Annotated in this window: 18 protein-coding genes; 9 read left to right on the top strand and 9 right to left on the bottom strand. The window is 71.5% G+C overall.

All coding sequences use genetic code 11. The features are described from left to right. Positions 1-3: 3 nt before the first annotated feature. Complete coding sequence (gene argH / locus AMO33_RS10480) at positions 4-1425, top strand: argininosuccinate lyase (RefSeq protein WP_060592320.1); 1422 nt, start codon at positions 4-6, stop codon at positions 1423-1425. A 362-nt stretch (positions 1426-1787) separates the two neighbouring features. Here argH and AMO33_RS10475 read toward each other — a convergent pair whose 3' ends face one another. After that, positions 1788-2633: a LysR family transcriptional regulator gene (locus AMO33_RS10475; protein WP_060592318.1), complete on the bottom strand. Its 846-nt coding sequence runs from the start codon at positions 2631-2633 to the stop codon at positions 1788-1790. A gap of 69 nt (positions 2634-2702) precedes the next feature. Between AMO33_RS10475 and AMO33_RS10470 the strand changes: the two genes are divergently transcribed. Continuing rightward, positions 2703-3863, top strand: coding sequence for a YbfB/YjiJ family MFS transporter (locus tag AMO33_RS10470; RefSeq protein ID WP_307582711.1), 1161 nt, complete (start codon positions 2703-2705; stop codon positions 3861-3863). A 196-nt stretch (positions 3864-4059) separates the two neighbouring features. On the opposite strand, the gene AMO33_RS10465 is transcribed toward AMO33_RS10470, so the two are convergent. Beyond that, the gene (locus tag AMO33_RS10465; protein ID WP_060592315.1) at positions 4060-4497 is read right to left on the bottom strand and encodes an SgcJ/EcaC family oxidoreductase; all 438 of its coding nucleotides are present in this window, start codon (positions 4495-4497) and stop codon (positions 4060-4062) included. Between the two features lie 24 nt (positions 4498-4521). Next, complete coding sequence (locus AMO33_RS32170) at positions 4522-5163, bottom strand: SgcJ/EcaC family oxidoreductase (RefSeq protein ID WP_170916130.1); 642 nt, start codon at positions 5161-5163, stop codon at positions 4522-4524. 93 nt (positions 5164-5256) lie between these two features. Here AMO33_RS32170 and AMO33_RS10455 point away from each other — a divergent pair, with 93 nt between their 5' ends. The 4 genes from AMO33_RS10455 (at position 5257) to AMO33_RS10440 (ending at position 7524) form a co-directional block, all read left to right on the top strand. After that, positions 5257-5703, top strand: a complete 447-nt coding sequence (locus tag AMO33_RS10455) for a MarR family winged helix-turn-helix transcriptional regulator (RefSeq protein WP_060592313.1) — start codon at positions 5257-5259, stop codon at positions 5701-5703. A 361-nt stretch (positions 5704-6064) separates the two neighbouring features. Next, entirely contained in the window at positions 6065-6433 is a 369-nt protein-coding gene (locus AMO33_RS10450; protein WP_011208503.1) for a hypothetical protein, read from the top strand. A gap of 200 nt (positions 6434-6633) precedes the next feature. Beyond that, entirely contained in the window at positions 6634-7032 is a 399-nt protein-coding gene (locus AMO33_RS10445; RefSeq protein WP_060592311.1) for a VOC family protein, read from the top strand. Between the two features lie 27 nt (positions 7033-7059). After that, complete coding sequence (locus AMO33_RS10440) at positions 7060-7524, top strand: hypothetical protein (protein ID WP_060592309.1); 465 nt, start codon at positions 7060-7062, stop codon at positions 7522-7524. A gap of 96 nt (positions 7525-7620) precedes the next feature. Here the strand turns inward: AMO33_RS10440 and AMO33_RS10435 are convergent, their stop codons facing one another. Beyond that, positions 7621-8259 carry a hypothetical protein gene (locus tag AMO33_RS10435; protein ID WP_060592307.1) on the bottom strand — a complete coding sequence of 213 codons (639 nt, stop codon included), beginning with the start codon at positions 8257-8259 and terminating at the stop codon, positions 7621-7623. Between the two features lie 99 nt (positions 8260-8358). Between AMO33_RS10435 and AMO33_RS10430 the strand changes: the two genes are divergently transcribed. Beyond that, positions 8359-8682, top strand: coding sequence for a DMT family transporter (locus AMO33_RS10430; protein ID WP_060592306.1), 324 nt, complete (start codon positions 8359-8361; stop codon positions 8680-8682). A 7-nt stretch (positions 8683-8689) separates the two neighbouring features. On the opposite strand, the gene AMO33_RS10425 is transcribed toward AMO33_RS10430, so the two are convergent. From AMO33_RS10425 to idi, 3 genes are all read right to left on the bottom strand, one after another. Continuing rightward, positions 8690-9916 (bottom strand): serine hydrolase domain-containing protein, encoded by a 1227-nt coding sequence (locus tag AMO33_RS10425; RefSeq protein WP_060592304.1) that lies wholly within the window; start codon positions 9914-9916, stop codon positions 8690-8692. 139 nt (positions 9917-10055) lie between these two features. After that, a complete protein-coding gene (locus tag AMO33_RS10420; RefSeq protein WP_060592302.1) occupies positions 10056-10406 on the bottom strand; it encodes a hypothetical protein in 351 nt (116 codons plus the stop codon). Between the two features lie 240 nt (positions 10407-10646). Further along, on the bottom strand, positions 10647-11216 hold the full coding sequence (idi, locus tag AMO33_RS10415) for an isopentenyl-diphosphate Delta-isomerase (protein ID WP_229434957.1): 570 nt from the start codon (positions 11214-11216) through the stop codon (positions 10647-10649). Between the two features lie 222 nt (positions 11217-11438). Here idi and AMO33_RS10410 point away from each other — a divergent pair, with 222 nt between their 5' ends. Beyond that, positions 11439-14342, top strand: a complete 2904-nt coding sequence (locus AMO33_RS10410) for an acyl-CoA synthetase (protein ID WP_060593416.1) — start codon at positions 11439-11441, stop codon at positions 14340-14342. 115 nt (positions 14343-14457) lie between these two features. Continuing rightward, positions 14458-15057 (top strand): class I SAM-dependent methyltransferase, encoded by a 600-nt coding sequence (locus AMO33_RS10405; protein WP_060592299.1) that lies wholly within the window; start codon positions 14458-14460, stop codon positions 15055-15057. Positions 15058-15075: 18 nt separating this feature from the next. Here the strand turns inward: AMO33_RS10405 and rffA are convergent, their stop codons facing one another. After that, entirely contained in the window at positions 15076-16215 is a 1140-nt protein-coding gene (rffA, locus tag AMO33_RS10400; protein WP_060592298.1) for a dTDP-4-amino-4,6-dideoxygalactose transaminase, read from the bottom strand. Further along, entirely contained in the window at positions 16205-17302 is a 1098-nt protein-coding gene (locus tag AMO33_RS10395; RefSeq protein ID WP_170916129.1) for a glycosyltransferase family 2 protein, read from the bottom strand. Before AMO33_RS10395 ends, rffA begins: the two co-directional genes overlap by 11 nt. Between the last annotated feature and the right edge of the window lie 263 nt (positions 17303-17565).

The raw sequence follows: 17565 nt of genomic DNA, 5'->3' as shown, positions 1-17565 counted from the left end.
ACGATGACGCAGAGCGGCGGCACGAACACCGGTGCGCTGTGGGGCGGGCGGTTCGCGTCCGGTCCGGCCGCCGCGATGGCGGCGCTGAGCAAGTCCACCCACTTCGACTGGGCGCTGGCGCCCTACGACATCCGCGCCTCCAAGGCGCACGCCCGGGTGCTGCACAAGGCGGGACTGCTCTCCGACGCCGACCTGGACACCATGCTGGCCGGCCTGGACCGGCTGGCCGCCGACGTCGCGTCGGGGGCGTTCGTGCCCGCCGAGACCGACGAGGATGTGCACGGCGCGCTCGAGCGCGGTCTCATCGACCGGGTGGGAGCGGAGGTCGGCGGGCGGCTGCGCGCGGGCCGTTCCCGCAACGACCAGGTCGCGACCCTGTTCCGGATGTGGTTGCGTGACGGGGTGCGCCGGGTCGCCGCGGGGGTGCTCGACGTGGTCGACGCGCTGGTCGAGCAGGCCGCCGCCCATCCGGACGCGGTGATGCCGGGCAAGACGCACCTGCAGGCCGCTCAGCCGGTGCTGCTGGCGCACCACCTGCTCGCCCACGCCCATCCGCTGCTGCGTGACATCGAGCGGTTGCGCGATTTCGACAAGCGCGCCGCGGTGTCGCCGTATGGTTCGGGCGCGCTGGCCGGGTCGTCGCTGGGGCTCGATCCGGAGGCGATCGCCGCCGACCTGGATTTCGATGCCGCCGCGGCCAACTCGATCGACGCGACCTCGGCCCGCGACTTCGCCGCCGAGGCCGCCTTCGTGCTGGCCATGATCGCCGTCGACCTCAGCCGCATGGCCGAGGAGGTGATCATCTGGAGCACGCCGGAATTCGGCTACGTGACGCTGGCCGACGCCTGGTCCACCGGCTCCTCGATCATGCCGCAGAAGAAGAACCCGGACGTCTCCGAGCTCACCCGCGGCAAGGCGGGTCGCCTCATCGGCAACCTCACCGGCCTGCTGGCCACCCTCAAGGCCCAACCGCTGGCCTACAACCGGGACCTGCAGGAGGACAAGGAACCGGTCTTCGACTCGGTGGCGCAGCTGGAACTGCTGCTGCCCGCCATCGCGGGCCTGGTCGGCACGCTGACCTTCCACACCGACCGGATGGCCGAGCTGGCACCAGCCGGGTTCACGCTGGCCACCGACATCGCCGAATGGCTTGTCCGCGAGGGTGTCCCGTTCCGGGTCGCGCACGAGGCGGCCGGTGCCTGCGTGCGGGCGGCGGAGGCGCGCGGCGTCGGACTCGACGCGCTGACCGATGAGGAGTTCGCCGCGATCGATCCGGCGCTCACCCCGCGCGTGCGGGAGGTGCTCACCGTGCAGGGGTCCATCGCGTCCCGGAACGCCAAGGGCGGCACCGCGGGTACGCGGGTGGCCGAGCAGCTGGCCGAGGTGCGCGCCGCGGCGCAGCAGGCGCGGGCCTGGCTCGCCTGAGTCCTGGTCGGCCCGAGTCGCCGCCCGGCGCACGCGTCTCGGTGAACGTGAGATGAACTGGGAATGAACGAAACTCGCCCCCTACCGTGAGTGGCGACGCCACGGCCGGTAGGGGGCGGTTCGGATTCCGGTCGGTCAGAGACCGATCAGGCTGAGCAGAGCAGCGAGCAGATCAGAGACGAACTCGAAAATCATTCGAACTACCTCCTTCATCCGTGCTTGCTATTACCGAGTGGAACAGTAGCGAGCATCACCCCGGAACGCCAAACCGAATCGAAAAATCGGCCTCTGACCGGGGAAGGCGTTCCACCCCTTGAGATTTGGCCGCCGTCACCGCCCCGCTCACGCCCGAGGGCTGAACCTCATCCGGTGTCGAGCGCGACGTCGAGGTAGCGGCGGGTCGAGCGGGCCGGTGGGGGAGTGCTGCGCCAGCCAAGGAACAGCGGCGAGTCGGGAATGTCGGGCAGGTCGCGGTAGACCACGCCGGGATGCGGCGCGCGCTCGACGGCGATGTCGGGCACGGCGCCGATCCCTCGGTCGGCGGCGACCAGTTCGAGCCATTCGTCGAAGTTGGTGCAGGTGACGATCTCTCGGTCCGTGCGCGGGTCCGGCCAGTCGGCGGGGGTGGTGGTGCCGGAGCGGATGTTGACGACCAGCGGATGGGCGGCCAGGTCCGCCCAGGACAGCCCGGGTCGCCGCGCCAGCGCGGAGTGCGTGGACACCGCGAGGACGCGGCGTTCGGTGCCGATACGGCGCCAGGTGATCGCGGCGCTCTCCCGGTGCACGGTCCGGGCCAGGGCGACGTCGATGCGTCCGTGTTCGAGCGCGCCGGCGGGATCGTCGACGCGGTGGATGGCGAGCGTGCCGCCCAGTGCCTCGTAGCGGGCGCGGGTGGCGGCGAACCAGTCCGAGGGCAGCAGCCAGGCGAAACCGAGCCGGACCACGGCGCGACCGCGCATGTCGTCGTGCAGTTCGGTGAGGTCGGTGAGGATGCGCCGGGCGCGCGGCAGGAACTCGGCGCCCTCGGCGGTGAGTTCCAGACCGCGGCCACCGCGAATCACCAGGTCGCAGTCGAGGATCCGCTCCAGGTCCTGGATGGTGCGGGTGAGCGAAGGCTGGGTGAGGTGCAGCCGCGCCGCCGCCCGCGTGTAGGTGCCCGTGTCGCACAGCGCGACGAACGCGGCGAGATGACGCACCTGCAGATCCATGCGTCGAGCGTATACACCATGTTGAGCAAGCATTTCCCGGACGGTCGCGGTGCTCGTAGCGTGCAGGGGGTGACCGAAACGATGGAACGCCCGCGCCTGGCGCCGCGGGGCCGCGCGATCGGCGTGGCGGCCGCGGCCGGGCTGGCCGCGGCGATGGGGGTGGGCCGCTTCGTGTTCACCCCGTTGCTGCCGATCATGACCGCCTCGACCGGACTCGGCGCCGGCGACGGCGCCGTGATCGCGACCGGCAACTACGCCGGCTATCTGGTGGGCGCGCTGCTGCTGACCCGGCTGCCGCAGCTGAGCCGCCGCGGCACGTTCCTCGCCTGGTCGCTGGTGCTGATCGCGAGCGAAGCGGCCATGGCGGCGAGCGCGCAGGTGGCGGTGCACACGGCGCTGCGGTTCGCCGCCGGGGTCGCGAGCGCGGCGATCTTCATCGCGTGCGCCAGCACGGTGTCGCGGCACCGCGCCGAGGGCGCCTCGCTCGGCGTCGCGTTCGCCGGTGTCGGCTCCGGCATCGCGGTGACCGGGCTGTTCACCCTGCTCGCCGGGCCGCACCTGTCCTGGCAGGGGCTGTGGATCGGCTCGGCGGTGCTGACCGCGCTGCTGCTGGCGCCCGCCTGGCTGCTCGACATCCGGCCGGAGATCGGCACCGACGTCACCGGGTCACGTCCGGCTCCCGGACCGCGGGAGCGCCGGGCCTGGCTGCTGCTGCTCGGCGCCTATTTCGCCGAAGGCGTCGGCTACATCATCGTGGGCACCTTCCTGGTCGCCGCGGTCGCCGGGCCGGACACCACGGCCGCCACCGGACCGGCGCTGTGGCTGGTGGTCGGGCTGGCCGCCGCACCGGCGACCGTCGCCTGGCACGCCGTCGCCCGCCGCTTCGGTACCGGACGCGCCCTCGTCGCGGCCCTGACGGTGCAGGCCGTCGGCGTGGCCGCGCCCGCACTGCACGACGGCCTGGTGGCCGCGCTGATCTCGGCGCTCGCCTTCGGCGGCACGTTCATGGGCGTGGTGGTGCTCGCCATCGATCTCGGCAACCGGCTGCCCGTCGCGCGCCCCGCCGCCACCCTCACCACCCTCTACGCCATCGGCCAGGTCATCGGCCCGCTGCTGGTCGTCCCGGTGCTCGGCAGCTCCTTCACCGGCGCCTTCGCCATCGCCGCGGTGATCGTCGCCGTCGCCGCGGCGCTGGCAGCGGGCGCCACCCGCGCTGCCGCCCCGTCCTGACGGGTGCTGTCGGAGCCCGAGGCACCGGGGATGCCTGGCCGGGTCGGGGTCGGCACGACGTTGCGTTCGTCGCCCGCCGCGTCGGCGAGCAGCGGGTCGGGGCTGTCGTGGCCGGCCGCCCGGACATCGCGGGGATCGGTTCGGTGATCGCCGGTGCCGGTCAAGGTCGTTGCCCGGTCGGTGGACTGCGGCACGGTCAGCGCCGACCCGGCCGCGCGCCCGGCCGGACCAGGAAGGTGATTCCTTCCAGCACCCGCCTGCGCTGCGTCTTCTGCAGTGCGGCGATTCGCCATTCGCCATCGTGGTCGCGGACCAGGGTGTAGGTGACGCGCTTGCCGAGCCGTCGCGGCCGGCGGGCCGCCGACTCCCCGGCGGTGACGACCACGGCGGTGTCCGGGCCGTGCCGGTGGATGTCGAGGACCTCGCTCCAGAGCCGGGTCCCCTTCAAGAAGCTGTCGAACAACTCCTGATGCACCCGGCCGATCTCCGCCGCGCCGCGGTACACCGTGCCGGTGTAGGTGACGTCGGTGGCGTCGGTGGTGAAACACGCCGCGTAGGCGGTGCCGTCGCCCCGGCGCCACGCGTCGCGGCTGCGGGCGAGCAGGGCGTGGATCGCGTCGATATCGGTGGTCACGGTGTTCTCCTCGGGGTGGGTGGGTCAGCGTTCGGCGGCAGGCGCGGTGTCCGGGGCGACCAGGAACGAGATCCGCTCCAGCGCCCGGCGGCGTTGGGTGTTGTGGAAACTCGCGATCCGCCAGGCGCCGTCGGCCTCGCGCACCATCGTGTAGGTCTGGGTCTTGCCGAGATCGGTGGGTCGCTCGCCGGTGTAGGTGTCGCCGCGGCTGGTGACCACGGCGACGTCGTCACCGAAGAAGCGCGCGTCCAGGAACGCGTCGGCGAGCTTCGTGCCCGCGAGGAGTCCGCCGAAGAGTGCCTCGTGCGCGGCGGTGAGGTCGGCGCGGCCGCGGTAATGGGTGCCCAGGTAGGTGGTGTAGGTGGCGTTCTCGGTGAACACCGCGCCGAAGGCCGTGGCGTCGTTGCGATTCCAGGCCTCGGTCATCGCCGTGAGGGTGGTGCACACGCCCCGCAGGCTCTCGACGCTGCCAGCTTCCGGGCGCAGGTCCAGACAGTGATCGACACCGGTGTCCCGGACCTCGGCGGTGCGATCCAGCCACAGGTAGGCGCCCCCGCAGGCCAGCGCGGCCAGGGCGGTCGCAGCGCCGACCGTGCGGAGAACGCGGCGCAGACGTGGCTTCGGTGTGGCGGGGGCGTCGACCCCGGGGGTGTCACCGATCAGCATGAGATGTCCTCCATGTTATTCTTCTGCCCGTAAGAAGTTACGTCCTTGACGAAGTATCTGCGTCAAGGAAGATATTAGGGACGAGGGGTCGAAGTGTCAACACCGGACGGCTCGGCGGAGTCGCGCGAGGTCTATCGCCGTTACCTCAGCGCTGTCGTATTGCACGCTCAGGCCGGGGCGAAGGCCTGCGGCCTCGGCGCCACCGACCTCTACGCGCTGAACATCCTCGAGTTGAGCGGGCCCATGACGCCCGGGGAACTCGCCGCGCGCACGGGGCTCACGACCGGACCGACCACGCGGCTGATCGACCGATTGGCGAAGGACGGATACGTGCGTCGCGTACCCGATGCCGACGACCGGCGCAAGGTGGTGGTGGAACCCGTCGGCAGGCCCGCGGGACTGGACCGTGCGCTCGCCCCCGCGCGCCGTCGCGTCGCCGAACTTATCGCCGGATACAGCGCCGAGGAACGGGCGGTGCTGTTCGACTACTTCGAACGTGCCGCGCTCGCGTATCAGCACGCGGTCGACGAGATGGAGTGACCGGGCGAACCCGGCGTGCTTTCTCGCTCCGCGAATGCGGAGGAATTGCTGCGCCCCAGGGGAATTGGTCGTCCGAGTGAAACGGTGACCGGCCGGTGTGTCCGGGTCGAAGTTCGGCGGAAGGGCAGTGGAACACACCGCTACGGCAGTTCCGCATTTCCGCGCGTGCGCCCATGCTGGATATGCGGCCACCGCCGTGCCGGGCCGAACGGCACGGTGCCGCTGCCGGGTTCGCCGATCACCGCGTATGTCGTTACAACCGAGACACTTTCACGACGGGACGGTAGAGGAGGAGCGCTGTGACGATCTCCGACGAGCGTTCGTGGTCGGCGGCCGGGCGCCGGGAAAAGGTGGGTGCGCGGTGAGTTTCTATCATTTCGCGCCCGCGCTCGGATATCTGCGCGCCGACCTGTCGGGCATCCGGCAGCCCTGGGACGAGATCAGGATGCGCCACCTCGCGCCGCGCCTCGGCTACAACCTGCGCAAGACGATCGTCTTCACCGCTGCCACCACGCACCGCATCGAGCGGCTGCTCGACCAGGTCGACCGGCACGGCGCCGAGGCGGTGTTCGTGCCCGGCCGCCACCACCTGGACGGGCAACTCGAAGTGCTGCGCGAGCACGTCGGCGTCGTGATCGACCTGGACGACGAGCTGCGCGCCGGGCCGCGCCCACGGGCACCGCGCGCCGAGCGCGGCCTGTCCGGGGTCTGGAAGTGGATCACCGGGTGACGGCGCCGCGCCTGGTCGGCTGTGCTCGCTCGCGATGACGACCGGGACGGCACTGTGCCACGCACGGATGGGTGACCCGGCGCTCACCTGAGCGCCGCGCGGCCCGGCACGGGCCAGTCCCTCCGGTGCGCCGTCGCGCGCGCCCCACCTCCTGCCGCGATTCAGTTCACACCGAATCCACTTTCAGGCAGGAGATTTCATTGTCCGCACGATTCGACCACACCATCATCGCGGCCGCCGACCGGGCGGAATCGGCCGCCTTCTACCGCGAGATCCTGGAATTGCGTGATGCCCCGTCCTGGGGCGTGTTCACCAATCTGCGCTGCGCCGACGGGGTGTTGCTGCAGTTCGCGGAACCGCCCGTCGACATCCAATTCCAGCACTACGCGTTCCTCGTCGACGACGCGTTGTTCGATCGCGCGTATCGCCGGTTGCGTGAGCGCGGCATCGAACACTGGGCCGATCCGCATCGCAGGCAGCCGGGGAAGATCAACCACGGGCACGGCGGCCGCGGGGTGTATTTCCTCGACCCGGCCGGACACGGGCTCGAGATCCTCACCCGTCCGTATCTTCCGGAGGTTACCGTCGAGGAGCAGTGACGTGTTCCCACGGCGAACGGAGGCAGCGTGCGACGCCGATATCCGGTACTGGCGGGCGCCGCGATCGTGACGGCGGGCGCCGGCCTCGCCGCACTCGTCGGGGTCGACCGGGGGGACGGTCCCGTCCCGGCGGCTCCGGCGGTGCCGACCCCGGCGGACCTGGAGGCCACCCTGGTGAAGGCGACCGATCCGCGGGTGCCCCGCGCGGAACAGATCGGGCTCGTGGAAGGCGACGACGCGGACGGGCCCCGGCTCGCCGAGGGCAACATGGTGCTCGTCGCCGACGTGCCGGCCCACCGGCACCGGGTGGTGGACGTGCGCGTCGCCGGGCCGGACCGGGTCATCGCGGTGACGCGGACCTCGGTGGCGGGCGTCGAGATTCCGTCGACGGGCGAGGTGCCGTTCGTCCTCGACGCCGGTGCGTGGAAGATCGAGAAGGCGTGGGCGTGCACGGTGGTCGAGAACCTCGGCCACCGTGTACGTGCCTGCTGACCGCCTCACATGCCTGCCGCCCGCTCGCCGGTGGTCATGGCCGGTCTGCCTGGGTGTTGTGCCGGTGGCGGCGGTGCTGGTCGGGCCGAGTTCGGCTCATGCTCGCGCGCGTTCCTCCAACAGATCCGCCAGCCGCGACAGCGGGGCGACCACGCCGGGGACGGCGGCCGGATCGCGCAGCCTGCCCAGGTCGTAGGTGAGCAGGTCACGACCGGCCAGGCTCCAGCGCGGGACCAGGTCGGCCAGCAGCGCCTCGACCACCTCGGGGTCGAGCATGAGGCGCGCGTACTGCCGGTCGACGGCGGTGACCCGGAACCGCCGGTCGAAGCCCGCGTGGCCGGTGTGGAGGGGCGTGGCGCCGTAGTGGGCGTCGCCGAGTTGCAGGGACAGCGACCGGTCGAGCACGGCGATCGGGGGATAGGGCCGGTCGAGGTGCACGACCACGACGACGAACCGGTGGGTGTCGAACCCGTACTCGGCCACCGTCACCCGGCGGCCCTCGGCCACTCCGGTCAGCGTGAAGGCCACGCCGCCGCCGTCGCGCCCCGGCAACCGGGCCACCCAGGCCGGGCGGACCCCCTCGTCGTAGTGCCAGCCGTGGCTCGCGGCCCACTGGGCGAAGGTGTTACGCCGGGGCCGGTCGGAACGGCGGTACATCGGCTGGAGCACGAACAGCCCCGCCACCACCAGGACGGCGACGAACACCACCAGACCGATCACGAAGGCGTCCCGCACGGCTGTTCACCTCCTGCGCATCACCGTCCAGTGTGGAACATGGACGGCCGCCCACCGGCGATTCACTCGGTCGTGTCGGCGGGTCGTTAGGCTGCGGCCATGACCTTGCTCCTGCTGGCGCTGGCCATCGCGTCCGAGGTGACGGCGACAGTCTCGCTGAAACTCTCCGAGGGATTCACCAAACTCACGCCGTCGATCGTCGTGGTGGTCGGCTACTGCGCGGCGTTCTACTTTCTCTCCCAGGCATTGAAGCGGGGCATGGCGATCGGCGTCGCCTACGGGATCTGGTCCGCGGTCGGGGTGGCGGCCATCGCCCTGATCGGTGTGCTGTTCCTGAACGAACGTCTCACGCTGGTGCAGGTCGGCGGCATCGGGCTGGTGATCCTCGGGGTGCTGGCGCTGGAACTGGGTGGCACGCACTGACTCCGGCTCAGCCGGACCGTTTGGCGATGTTGTGGGCGAGTGCGCCGAGGCGGGCCAGCCGCGCGTCACCGAGCGGGGTCAGTTTGCCGCCGAGCCGGTTGGTGACGAACCCCAGCGACATGCCCGTCTCCGGATCGGCGAAGGCGCCCGAGCCACCGAGGCCGAAGTGCCCGAACGCCGAGATCGGCTCGGCGCGGGACGGTTTCATCGGTACACCGTGGTAGCCCAGCGCCCACGGAATGCGGAAGGCGAGCACGTAGTCGGGGGTGAAGACCTGGCGGGTGCGGATCTGCGCCACGGTCTCCGGCCGCAACAGCTGGACGCCGTCGAGCGTGCCGCCCAGGGCCAGCGCCGCGTACAGTCGCGCCAGCGCCCGGGCGGAGAAGACACCGTTCACGCCCGGCATCACCGAATCGTGCAGGCGCGGGTCGGACATGATCTCGGCGAAACCGCGCGGGGTGGTGTCGGCGGCCGCCGACAGGCGCGTCCTGCCCATCAGCCGCGCGCTGGATTCCCAGCTCATGCCCGCCACGGTGAGGGTGGGGAAGTTGGTCGCGATGCGGTGCCGCTGCTGCGGTGGCACCCGGAACCACAGGTCCTCGATGCCGAGCGGTTCGGCAAGCTCGGTGCGCAGCGCTTCGGTGAAACTCCCGCCGGACACCCGGCGCACCAGCTCGGCGACCAGGTGACCGAAGCTGATGCCGTGATAGCCGCTGGTGGTGGTGTGGCGGGGGTCCGGGGTGGCCGCGGCCAGCGCCGCGGTGACGGCTTCGTCGTCGAAGAAGCGCTCGACCGGGCCGGGCAGCAGTCCGCGCAGCCGGTGCAGGCCCGCGCGATGGGTGAGCAGCCGGCGCACCGTGATGTCCTGTTTGCCCGCGGCCGCGAACTCCGGCCAGTACTCGGCCACCGGATGGTCGTAGTCGAGCAGGCCGCGTTCGGCCAGGCGGTGCAGCAGGGTCGAGGCCACCCCCTTGCCCGTCGAATAGGCGACGGCCACCGTGTCCCGAGCCCACGGCACACCCGGCCGCGCGAACCCGGCCCACACATCCACCACCGGCTCGCCGTGCAGGTAGACGGTCAACGCGCCGCCCCCGTCGCCGGGCCGCCGGAAGAGCCGGTCGAACTCGGCGACGAGCCGGACGAACCGGCGGTCGACGCGCTGGGCCGCGTGATCGGCGTGCGATGTGGAGTCGGTGTGCGCTGTGTCGGCGGACGGTGTGGAATCGGCGGTCACCGCGGTCCCCTCTCGTTGGTGGTCCCGACCCAGACTAGGAGCCGACCGGGGGAGCGCGGACGAGACGGCGGGCGGTGGCCACCTCGTGCCACCGCCCGCCGTGTCCGGTGCCCGGACGACCGGAGTCCGGGCGCTCGGTTCAGGCCGCCGCCGCCCGGCGCAGGGCGCGCAACGTGGAGTCGGGATCGTCGACGTCGACCACGAGCCGGGTGAACTCGCCGCCGGTCAGCTCGATCTGTACCGCGCTGCCGTCGAACCGGGTGTCCCAGAACTCCTTGCGGCCCTTGCCGCGGAAGGTGCCCGCCGCGATCACGCCGGGGAAGAACGTGCCGGGCGCGCGCACCCACGGCGGTCGCAGATCCACCGACGCCGGACCGACCGCGGCGATGTCGCGCAGGTCGAAGGTGAGCCGCTCGCGTAGGGAGAGCAACCGGTGTCCGCCGACCACCTGAACCGTCACCGTCGTGCCCGTGACCTCGATCTCGACCATTGGCGCACCTCGCTCCCACCTCGGTAACTCGTACCTTTCCCAGGGTGCCGGGCAGCCCTGGTGTCAGGCTGTGGCGTTCCTGTGAATTCCCCAAGTCTCGGGTGGGGTGGCGATACCAGGATATGCGCATTCGACTATGTAGATGCGCCGTGTCGCCCGCCCGGCATGCTCGGCCGTGCTGTCGTCGCTGGGGACCGGGCGGGCCGGGCCGCGAACGCCCGAATTCGCGCCGGCCGGCGATCAGCGCCCGGCCGACTCCCGATACGCCGCGTCGGCGATCTCGAGCACCTCGGCCAGCCAGGGGGTGTACGCGGCGGGCTCGGCGGCCAGCTTCGCCCGCACCTCGGCGGGCGGCACCCAGCGCAGGTTCGCGACCTCGGCCGGGTCCGGGTGCGGGGTGGTGTCCAGGGTGCCGATGAGCACGTGATCCCACTCGTGCTCGACGCGCCCGGTGGCGGTGTCGGCGGCCCGGTAGCGGAAGACGCCGACCTCGGTGAGGCCGGCGGCGACGCCGAGTTCCTCGGCCAGGCGGGTGGCGGCCGCCGCTTCGACGGACTCACCGGGCGCGGGGTGCCCGCAGCAGGTGTTGGCCCACAGCAGCGGGAAGCGGGTCTTGACCGCGGCCCGCTGTTGCAGCAGTACCCGCCCGGCGGTGTCGAAGAGCAGGACGGAGAACGCGCGATGCAGCTTGCCGGGATCCCGGTGCGCCTCGGCGACCGGGCAGGCGCCCACCGCCCGGCCTGCCTCGTCCACGAGCTCGACGGGCATGGCCTCGCGGTCGGCGCGCGGCTGGACGAGGGTTTCGGTCACCACCCCACCCTATCGGGGCCGAGGTGTGACCTGGATCGGGCACGGGGTACGGCCACGCCGGACACATAATGGTCGCACGGTGTGGAAAGCTCGGTGGTACGCGTCGGCGTCGTGTGGTGCGTGTCACAGCACGGTAGGGCAGTGCAGTAGGGCAGTGCGGTAGGGCCAGGAGCGATCGTGAAGTTCAGTGCGAAGGATGTGGTGGGGCCGGTGCGGCGGTTGATGGCGACCGCGCAGAACGGTCTGGAGGTGATCCGTTTCGGCGGCCTCGCCCACGGTGTGGAGTCCTCGCCGTTCGAGGTCGTCGAGCGCAAGCGCATGTACCGGCTGCGGCACTACTTCCCCGACGACGCCGCACCCGGTAGGCCGGTCGCGCTGCTGGTGCCGCCGCTGATGGTCAACGCCGACATCTGGGACGTCAACGCCGAGGGCGGCGCGGTCGGCATCCTGCACCGCGGCGGGATCGACTGCTGGGTGGTCGATTTCGGTTCGCCCGCGCTGGAGGAGGGCGGCTGGGAGCGCGACCTGGCCGATCACGTGCTCGCGGTGAGCAGCGCCATCGACACCGTCTGCGCGGAAACCGGCGCCGAGGTCCACCTGATGGGTTACTCGCAGGGCGGCATGTTCGCCTACCAGACCACCGCGTACCGGCACGGCAAGGGCGTGGCGAGCATCGTCACCTTCGGCAGCCCGGTCGACATCGTCAACGGCGTGCCGTTCGGGCTGCCCTACGGCCTGGTCTCGGAGTTCGCCGACTTCCTCGCCGACCACGTGGTGACCCGGCTGCCGATCACCGACTCGATGGTGCGGGTCGGCTTCCAGCTGCTCGACCCGGTCAAGACCGCCAAGGCGCGCATCGATTTCCTGCGCCAGCTGCACGACCGGGAGGCGCTGCTGCCCAAGGAACGGCAGCGCCGCTTCCTCAACAGCGAAGGCTGGGTGGGTTACGCGGGCCCGGCGGTGGCCGATCTGCTCAAGCAGTTCGTCGCGCACAACCGGATGATGCTGGGCGGCTTCGTCATCCGTGACCAGCCCATCTCGCTGGCCGAACTGAAGTGCCCGATCCTGGCCTTCGTCGGCGAGGTCGACGACATCGGCCAGCCCGCCGCGGTGCGCGGCATCGTGCGCGCGGCACCGAACGCCGAAGTCTACGAATCCACCCTGTACGCCGGGCATTTCGGGCTCGTGGCGGGTAGCGTGGCGACCAACCAGACCTGGCCGCTCGTGCAGCGCTGGATCGAGTGGATGGACGGCGATCAGCCGCTGCCCGAAGAGATCTGCCCGATGTCGGAGCACACGGCGAGCAACGCGCCGCGCTCGGCGGCCACCCGGATCGTGAATTCGGCGGCGGCGCTGGCCGAGGCGGGCGCCGGAATGGGCAAGGCGCTCGAGGGCCTGGCGGGCAGTGCGCTGCGCGGATCGTTCGAGCTGGCCGGGGAGGCGGCGCGGGCGCTGCCGCGACTGACCCGGCTCGGCATGATCCAGCCCAACACCCGCATCTCGCTGGGGCTGCTGCTGGCCGAGCAGGCCCGCCGGGCGCCGTTGCGCGAACTGTTCCTCTTCGACGACCGCGTGCACACCAACGCCGCGGTGGACGTCCGGATCGACAACGTGGTGCGCGGGCTCATCTCCGTCGGCATCCGGCCCGCCACCCGCGTCGGTGTGGTGATGGAGACCAGGCCCAGCGCATTGGTGGCGGTGGCGGCGCTGTCACGGCTCGGCGCGGTCGCGGTGTTGCTGGCCCCCGGCGGCGAACTCGGCCGCGCGATGGAGCTGACCAAGACCGACACCGTCATCGCCGACCCGGAGAACCTGCGGCACGCGGCGAGCACCGGCGCGCGGGTCCTGGTGCTCGGCGGCGGCGAATCCCGCGGCCTGGACATACCGGCCAGCGCCGAGGTCATCGACCTCGAACAGATCGACCCGGCGCAGGTGCGGCTGCCCGCCTGGTACCAGCCCGACCCCGGGCTGGCGCGGGAACTGGCGTTCGTGCTGGTCACCGGCACCGGTGACAAGCTGGAGATCAAGTACGTCACCAACCACCGCTGGGCGCTGTCGGCCTTCGGCACCGCCACCTCGGCCGACCTCGACCGCCGCGACACCGTGTATTGCCTTGCCCCGCTGCACCACTCGTCGGGCCTGCTGGTGAGCCTGGGCGGCGCGGTGGCGGGCGGCAGCCGGATCGCGCTGGCCCGCTCGCTCGACCCGCGACGCTTTGCCGAGGAGGTGCACCGCTACGGGGTCACGGTGGTGACCTACACCTGGACGATGCTGCGCGACATCCTCGACGCGGAGGTCTTCCCCGCCGGGCACAGCCACCCGATCCGGCTGTTCATCGGTTCCGGCATGCCCGCCGGCCTGTGGCGGCGCACCACCGAGCAGTTCGAACCGGCCCGCGTGCTCGAGTTCTACGCCTCGATCGAGGGTGACGTGGTGCTGGCCAACGTCAAGGGCGTCAAGGCCGGATGCAAGGGCAGGCCGGTGCCGGGCACCGCGCGGGTCGAACTGGTCGCCTACGACCCCGTCGAGGGTCGCATCCGCACCGACGACAACGGGTTCGCCCGTCGCTGCGCCGACAACGAAGTGGGACTGCTGATCGGCAAGGCGTCCGAGGGTGTCGACCTCTCGGCGGGCGGCCTGCGCGGTGTGTTCGCCCCCGGCGACGCCTGGATGCCGACGGAGAACCTCTTCCGCCGCGACAGCGACGGCGACTACTGGCTGGTCGACCGCAAGGACACCGTCATCAAGACCCCGCGCGGCCCGGTGTTCGGCCAGCCCATCGTGGACGTGCTCAACGACATCGCCGCCGTGGACATGGAGGTCGCCTACGGCCTCGACCTCGGCGACCATTGCCTGGCGGTGGCCGCGGTGTGCGTGCGGCGCGGCTTCCAGCTCGAACCCAAGGACGTCACCGAGGCGATGCGGGCGCTCGACCCCGATCAGCGGCCGGACCTGGTGTACGTGGTCGACGAGATCCCGCGCAGCGCCTCCTACCGGCCCTCCACCAGTGCCGTGCGGGCCGCGGGCAGGCCGCGGCCGGGGCCGGACACCTGGTGGTACCACCGCGAGACGGAGTCCTACGAGGTGCTCACCGAGGCGGAGGCGCGCGCCCTGTTCGGCGAGTGAGGCGGGGCAAAGTCCTTGCGGCAGGCGCCGATCCGGCGGGCCCGCCCGGAACTGGCATAGTGGTGCGCGGGCGACGGTGCCCGCGCAACCGACGACTGTTCAGGGGTCCGATTTCGTGAGCACCAGCCTCATCTACCGCAACCGCGCCGTCTACGAGCTGATGATGCGCGGGCTGTACGGCCGCCACTACGCGGCGCGGTACCGGGCGATCGCGGACCTGGTGCCCGAGGGCGCCGACGTGCTCGATGTGTGCTGCGGGCCTGCCACTCTCTACACCCGGTACCTGCGGCACCGGAACGTGCGCTACACGGGGCTGGACCTGAACGAGAAGTTCGTCGCCGGTGTGACGCGGGCCGGGGGAGCGGGGCGGGTCTGGAACATGCGCTCGTCGCAGCCGCTGCCGCCGGCCGACGTGGTGATCATGCAGGCCAGCCTCTACCACTTCCTGCCCGACGCCGCCCCCGTGCTGGACCGGATGCTGGCCGCGGCCCGCGAGCGGGTGGTGCTGGCGGAGCCGGTGCGCAATCTGGCCACCAGCCGCAACCGGCTGCTCGCGCTGATCGGCCAGCGCTTCACCGACGCGGGCGACGGCTCCCAGGCGCATCGGTTCACCGAGGCGAGCCTGGCCGACCTGATGCGCGGATACCGGGCGCGGATCGTGCGCGACGAGCTGATCGCGGGCGGCCGGGAGAAGCTCTACGTGCTCGCGACCTGAGCCCGACCCGGCGTGCGTTCACACCGTGAACGCGGTGACGGCCTCGATCACCCGCTCGACCTGGGCGTCGGCCAGATCGGGCCACAGTGGCAGGCGCACGACGGTGCCGGAGAACTCGGCGCTGCGCACACACGGATACGGTGTGCGGCCCAGCTTGAGCCCGGCCGGGCTGGAGTCCAGCGGCACATAGTGGAACGGCGCGGAGATGCCGCGCGCGGCCAGATGCGCGATCAGGTCGTCACGGCGCTGCTCCGTGGGTGTGCGCAGGTAGAACAGATGGGCGGTGTGTTCGCGGTCGGCGGGCACCGACATCAGCCGGACGTCGTTGCGCGCCGCCCAGTCCGGCAGGCCCGCCGCGTAGGCGTTCCACACCCGGTGCCTGCCCGCCTGGATGCGGTCGAACTCGTCGAGCTGGGCGTCGAGCACCGCGGCGTTGAGTTCGCTGGGCAGGTAGCTCGAGCCGATGTCCTGCCAGGAGTACTTGTCCACCGCGCCGCGCAGGAACCGGGCGCGGTCGGTGCCCTTCTCCCGGATGATCTCCGCGCGGCCCATCAGGATGTCGTCGGTGAGCAGCAGCGCGCCGCCCTCGCCACAGTGCACGTTCTTGGTGTCGTGGAAGCTGAGCGTGCCCAGGGTGCCGATGGTGCCGAGCGGCCTGCCGCGCCACCGGCCGCCGAGGCCGTGCGCGTTGTCCTCGACGATCGCGAAGCCGTGAGCCGCGGCCAGCTCGAGCAGCCCGGCCATGTCGGCGGCCACGCCGCCGTAGTGGATGACCACCACCGCTTTGGTGCGCGGCCCGATCGCCGCGGCGACCGACTCGGGGTCGAGATTCCCGGTGGCCGGGTCGATGTCGGCGAACACGCAGGTGGCTCCGCGCAACGCCATCGACGTCGCGGTGGAGGTGAACGCGAAACTGGGCACGATCACCTCGTCCTCGGGGCCGAGTTCGAGCAGCAGGCCCGCCATCTCCAGCGCCGACGTGCACGAGGTGGTCAGCAGTGCGTGCGGCGCCTCGGTGATCGCCCGGAGCTTGGCGGTGGCCGACGCGGTGAAGGGGCCGTCGCCGTGGCTGTGGTCGGAGGCGAGCACCGTCGCGAGATTGGCCAGTTCCCGGCGCGCCCGGTACGGCCTGCTGAAGATGACCCGGTCAGTGCTCAACCCGCTCGGTCCCCCTGCTGGTGACGGTGGTGGTCGGCGCCGGGGGCTCGCCCGGGCGCGGTGTCGGCGAGGCGACGGTGAGGAACAGCGGTTTGCCGACGAGGATGTGCAGGGCGACGCCCAGGTACTCGGCGATGAGGCCGAGGGAGAACAGGATCGCGCCCGAACACAGCAGCAGCACCACGATGATCGAGGCCCAGCCCTCCGGCGCCCACTGCGAGGTGGTCAGCGCCTTGTAGACGACGTAGGCCGCCATGACGCCGCCGGCCAGCGCCAGCGTCACGCCCAGCATGCTCACCAGCCGCAGGCCGCGGGTGCCGCTGCACAGCACCATCTTCCAGAACAGCGAGAACAGCCTGCGGTAGTTGTATCCGGACTCCTCGCGGCCCTCCGCGCGCAGCACCACCGGCTCCTGCGCGACCCGGCCGACCACCCAGGTCAGCGCGACGTCGAGATAGGCGCCGTTGGAGGCGACCTCGGCCAGCTGCCTGCCGATGTCACCGCGGATGAGGCGGTAGCTTTCGAACCTGGTCGAATCCGGGAACGCGAACACCGTGGCCAGCACGATCTTCGCACCGCGCGAGGTGAGGTTGCGCAAGAAGCCGTGCGGGCGGGTGTTGACCGGCTTGGAGTAGACCAGATCGGCGCGCTGGGCCAGCGCGGCGTCGAGGAAGGCGCCGATGAAGCGCGGGTCGTGCTGGCCGTCCTCGTCCATCGTGACGATCCAGTCGCCGCGCGCCACCGACATGCCCGCGATGGTGGCGGCGTCCTGTCCGAAGTTGCGGCTCAGCCACACCACGCGGACCTCGGGATATCGCTGGTCCAGTTCCTGGAGCACCACGTCGGAGCGGTCCGGGCCGTTGTCGTGGACCAGGACGATCTCCTCGACCACGTAGTCGGTGCCCGCGGGGGTGGCGGTGCGGGTGGTGAGCCGGTGCAGTTCCGCCACCAGCGGTCCGATCGTCTGCTCGCCCCGATAGACGGGCACCACCACGGAGATGCCGTGCGGGCGGTCGACGCCGGGCCTGGCGGGCCTGCCGTTCGTCGCGGAATCGGCGGAGTGCGGGCGTGCGGTGGGAATCGGCATCAGCTGGATCGACTTTCGATGACGGTGCGTGCCGGTACTGCCCGCCGAACAGCGGAGCCCGAGCCGCGGGCCACTCTAACACGCTGCGATTCAGGGCTTCCGGCGCTGCTCATCCCGTCATCATCGGCATATTCGAGCGCCGATGCCAAGCCGGACACCCGCATGTAGGGTTGGGAACTCGTGACCGAGAGTGCAGTGCACGGGGCTGTGGCCGAGTCCGGGGCCGCGGCGCCGGCGGGCGGGGATTCGCGACGAGACGTCCT

The sequence above is a fragment of the Nocardia farcinica genome, assembly GCF_001182745.1.
GTDB classification, from domain to species: Bacteria; Actinomycetota; Actinomycetes; order Mycobacteriales; family Mycobacteriaceae; genus Nocardia; species Nocardia farcinica.
The sequence above is the reverse complement of the archived record's forward strand: the minus strand, read 5'-3'. Positions and strand labels throughout refer to the sequence as shown.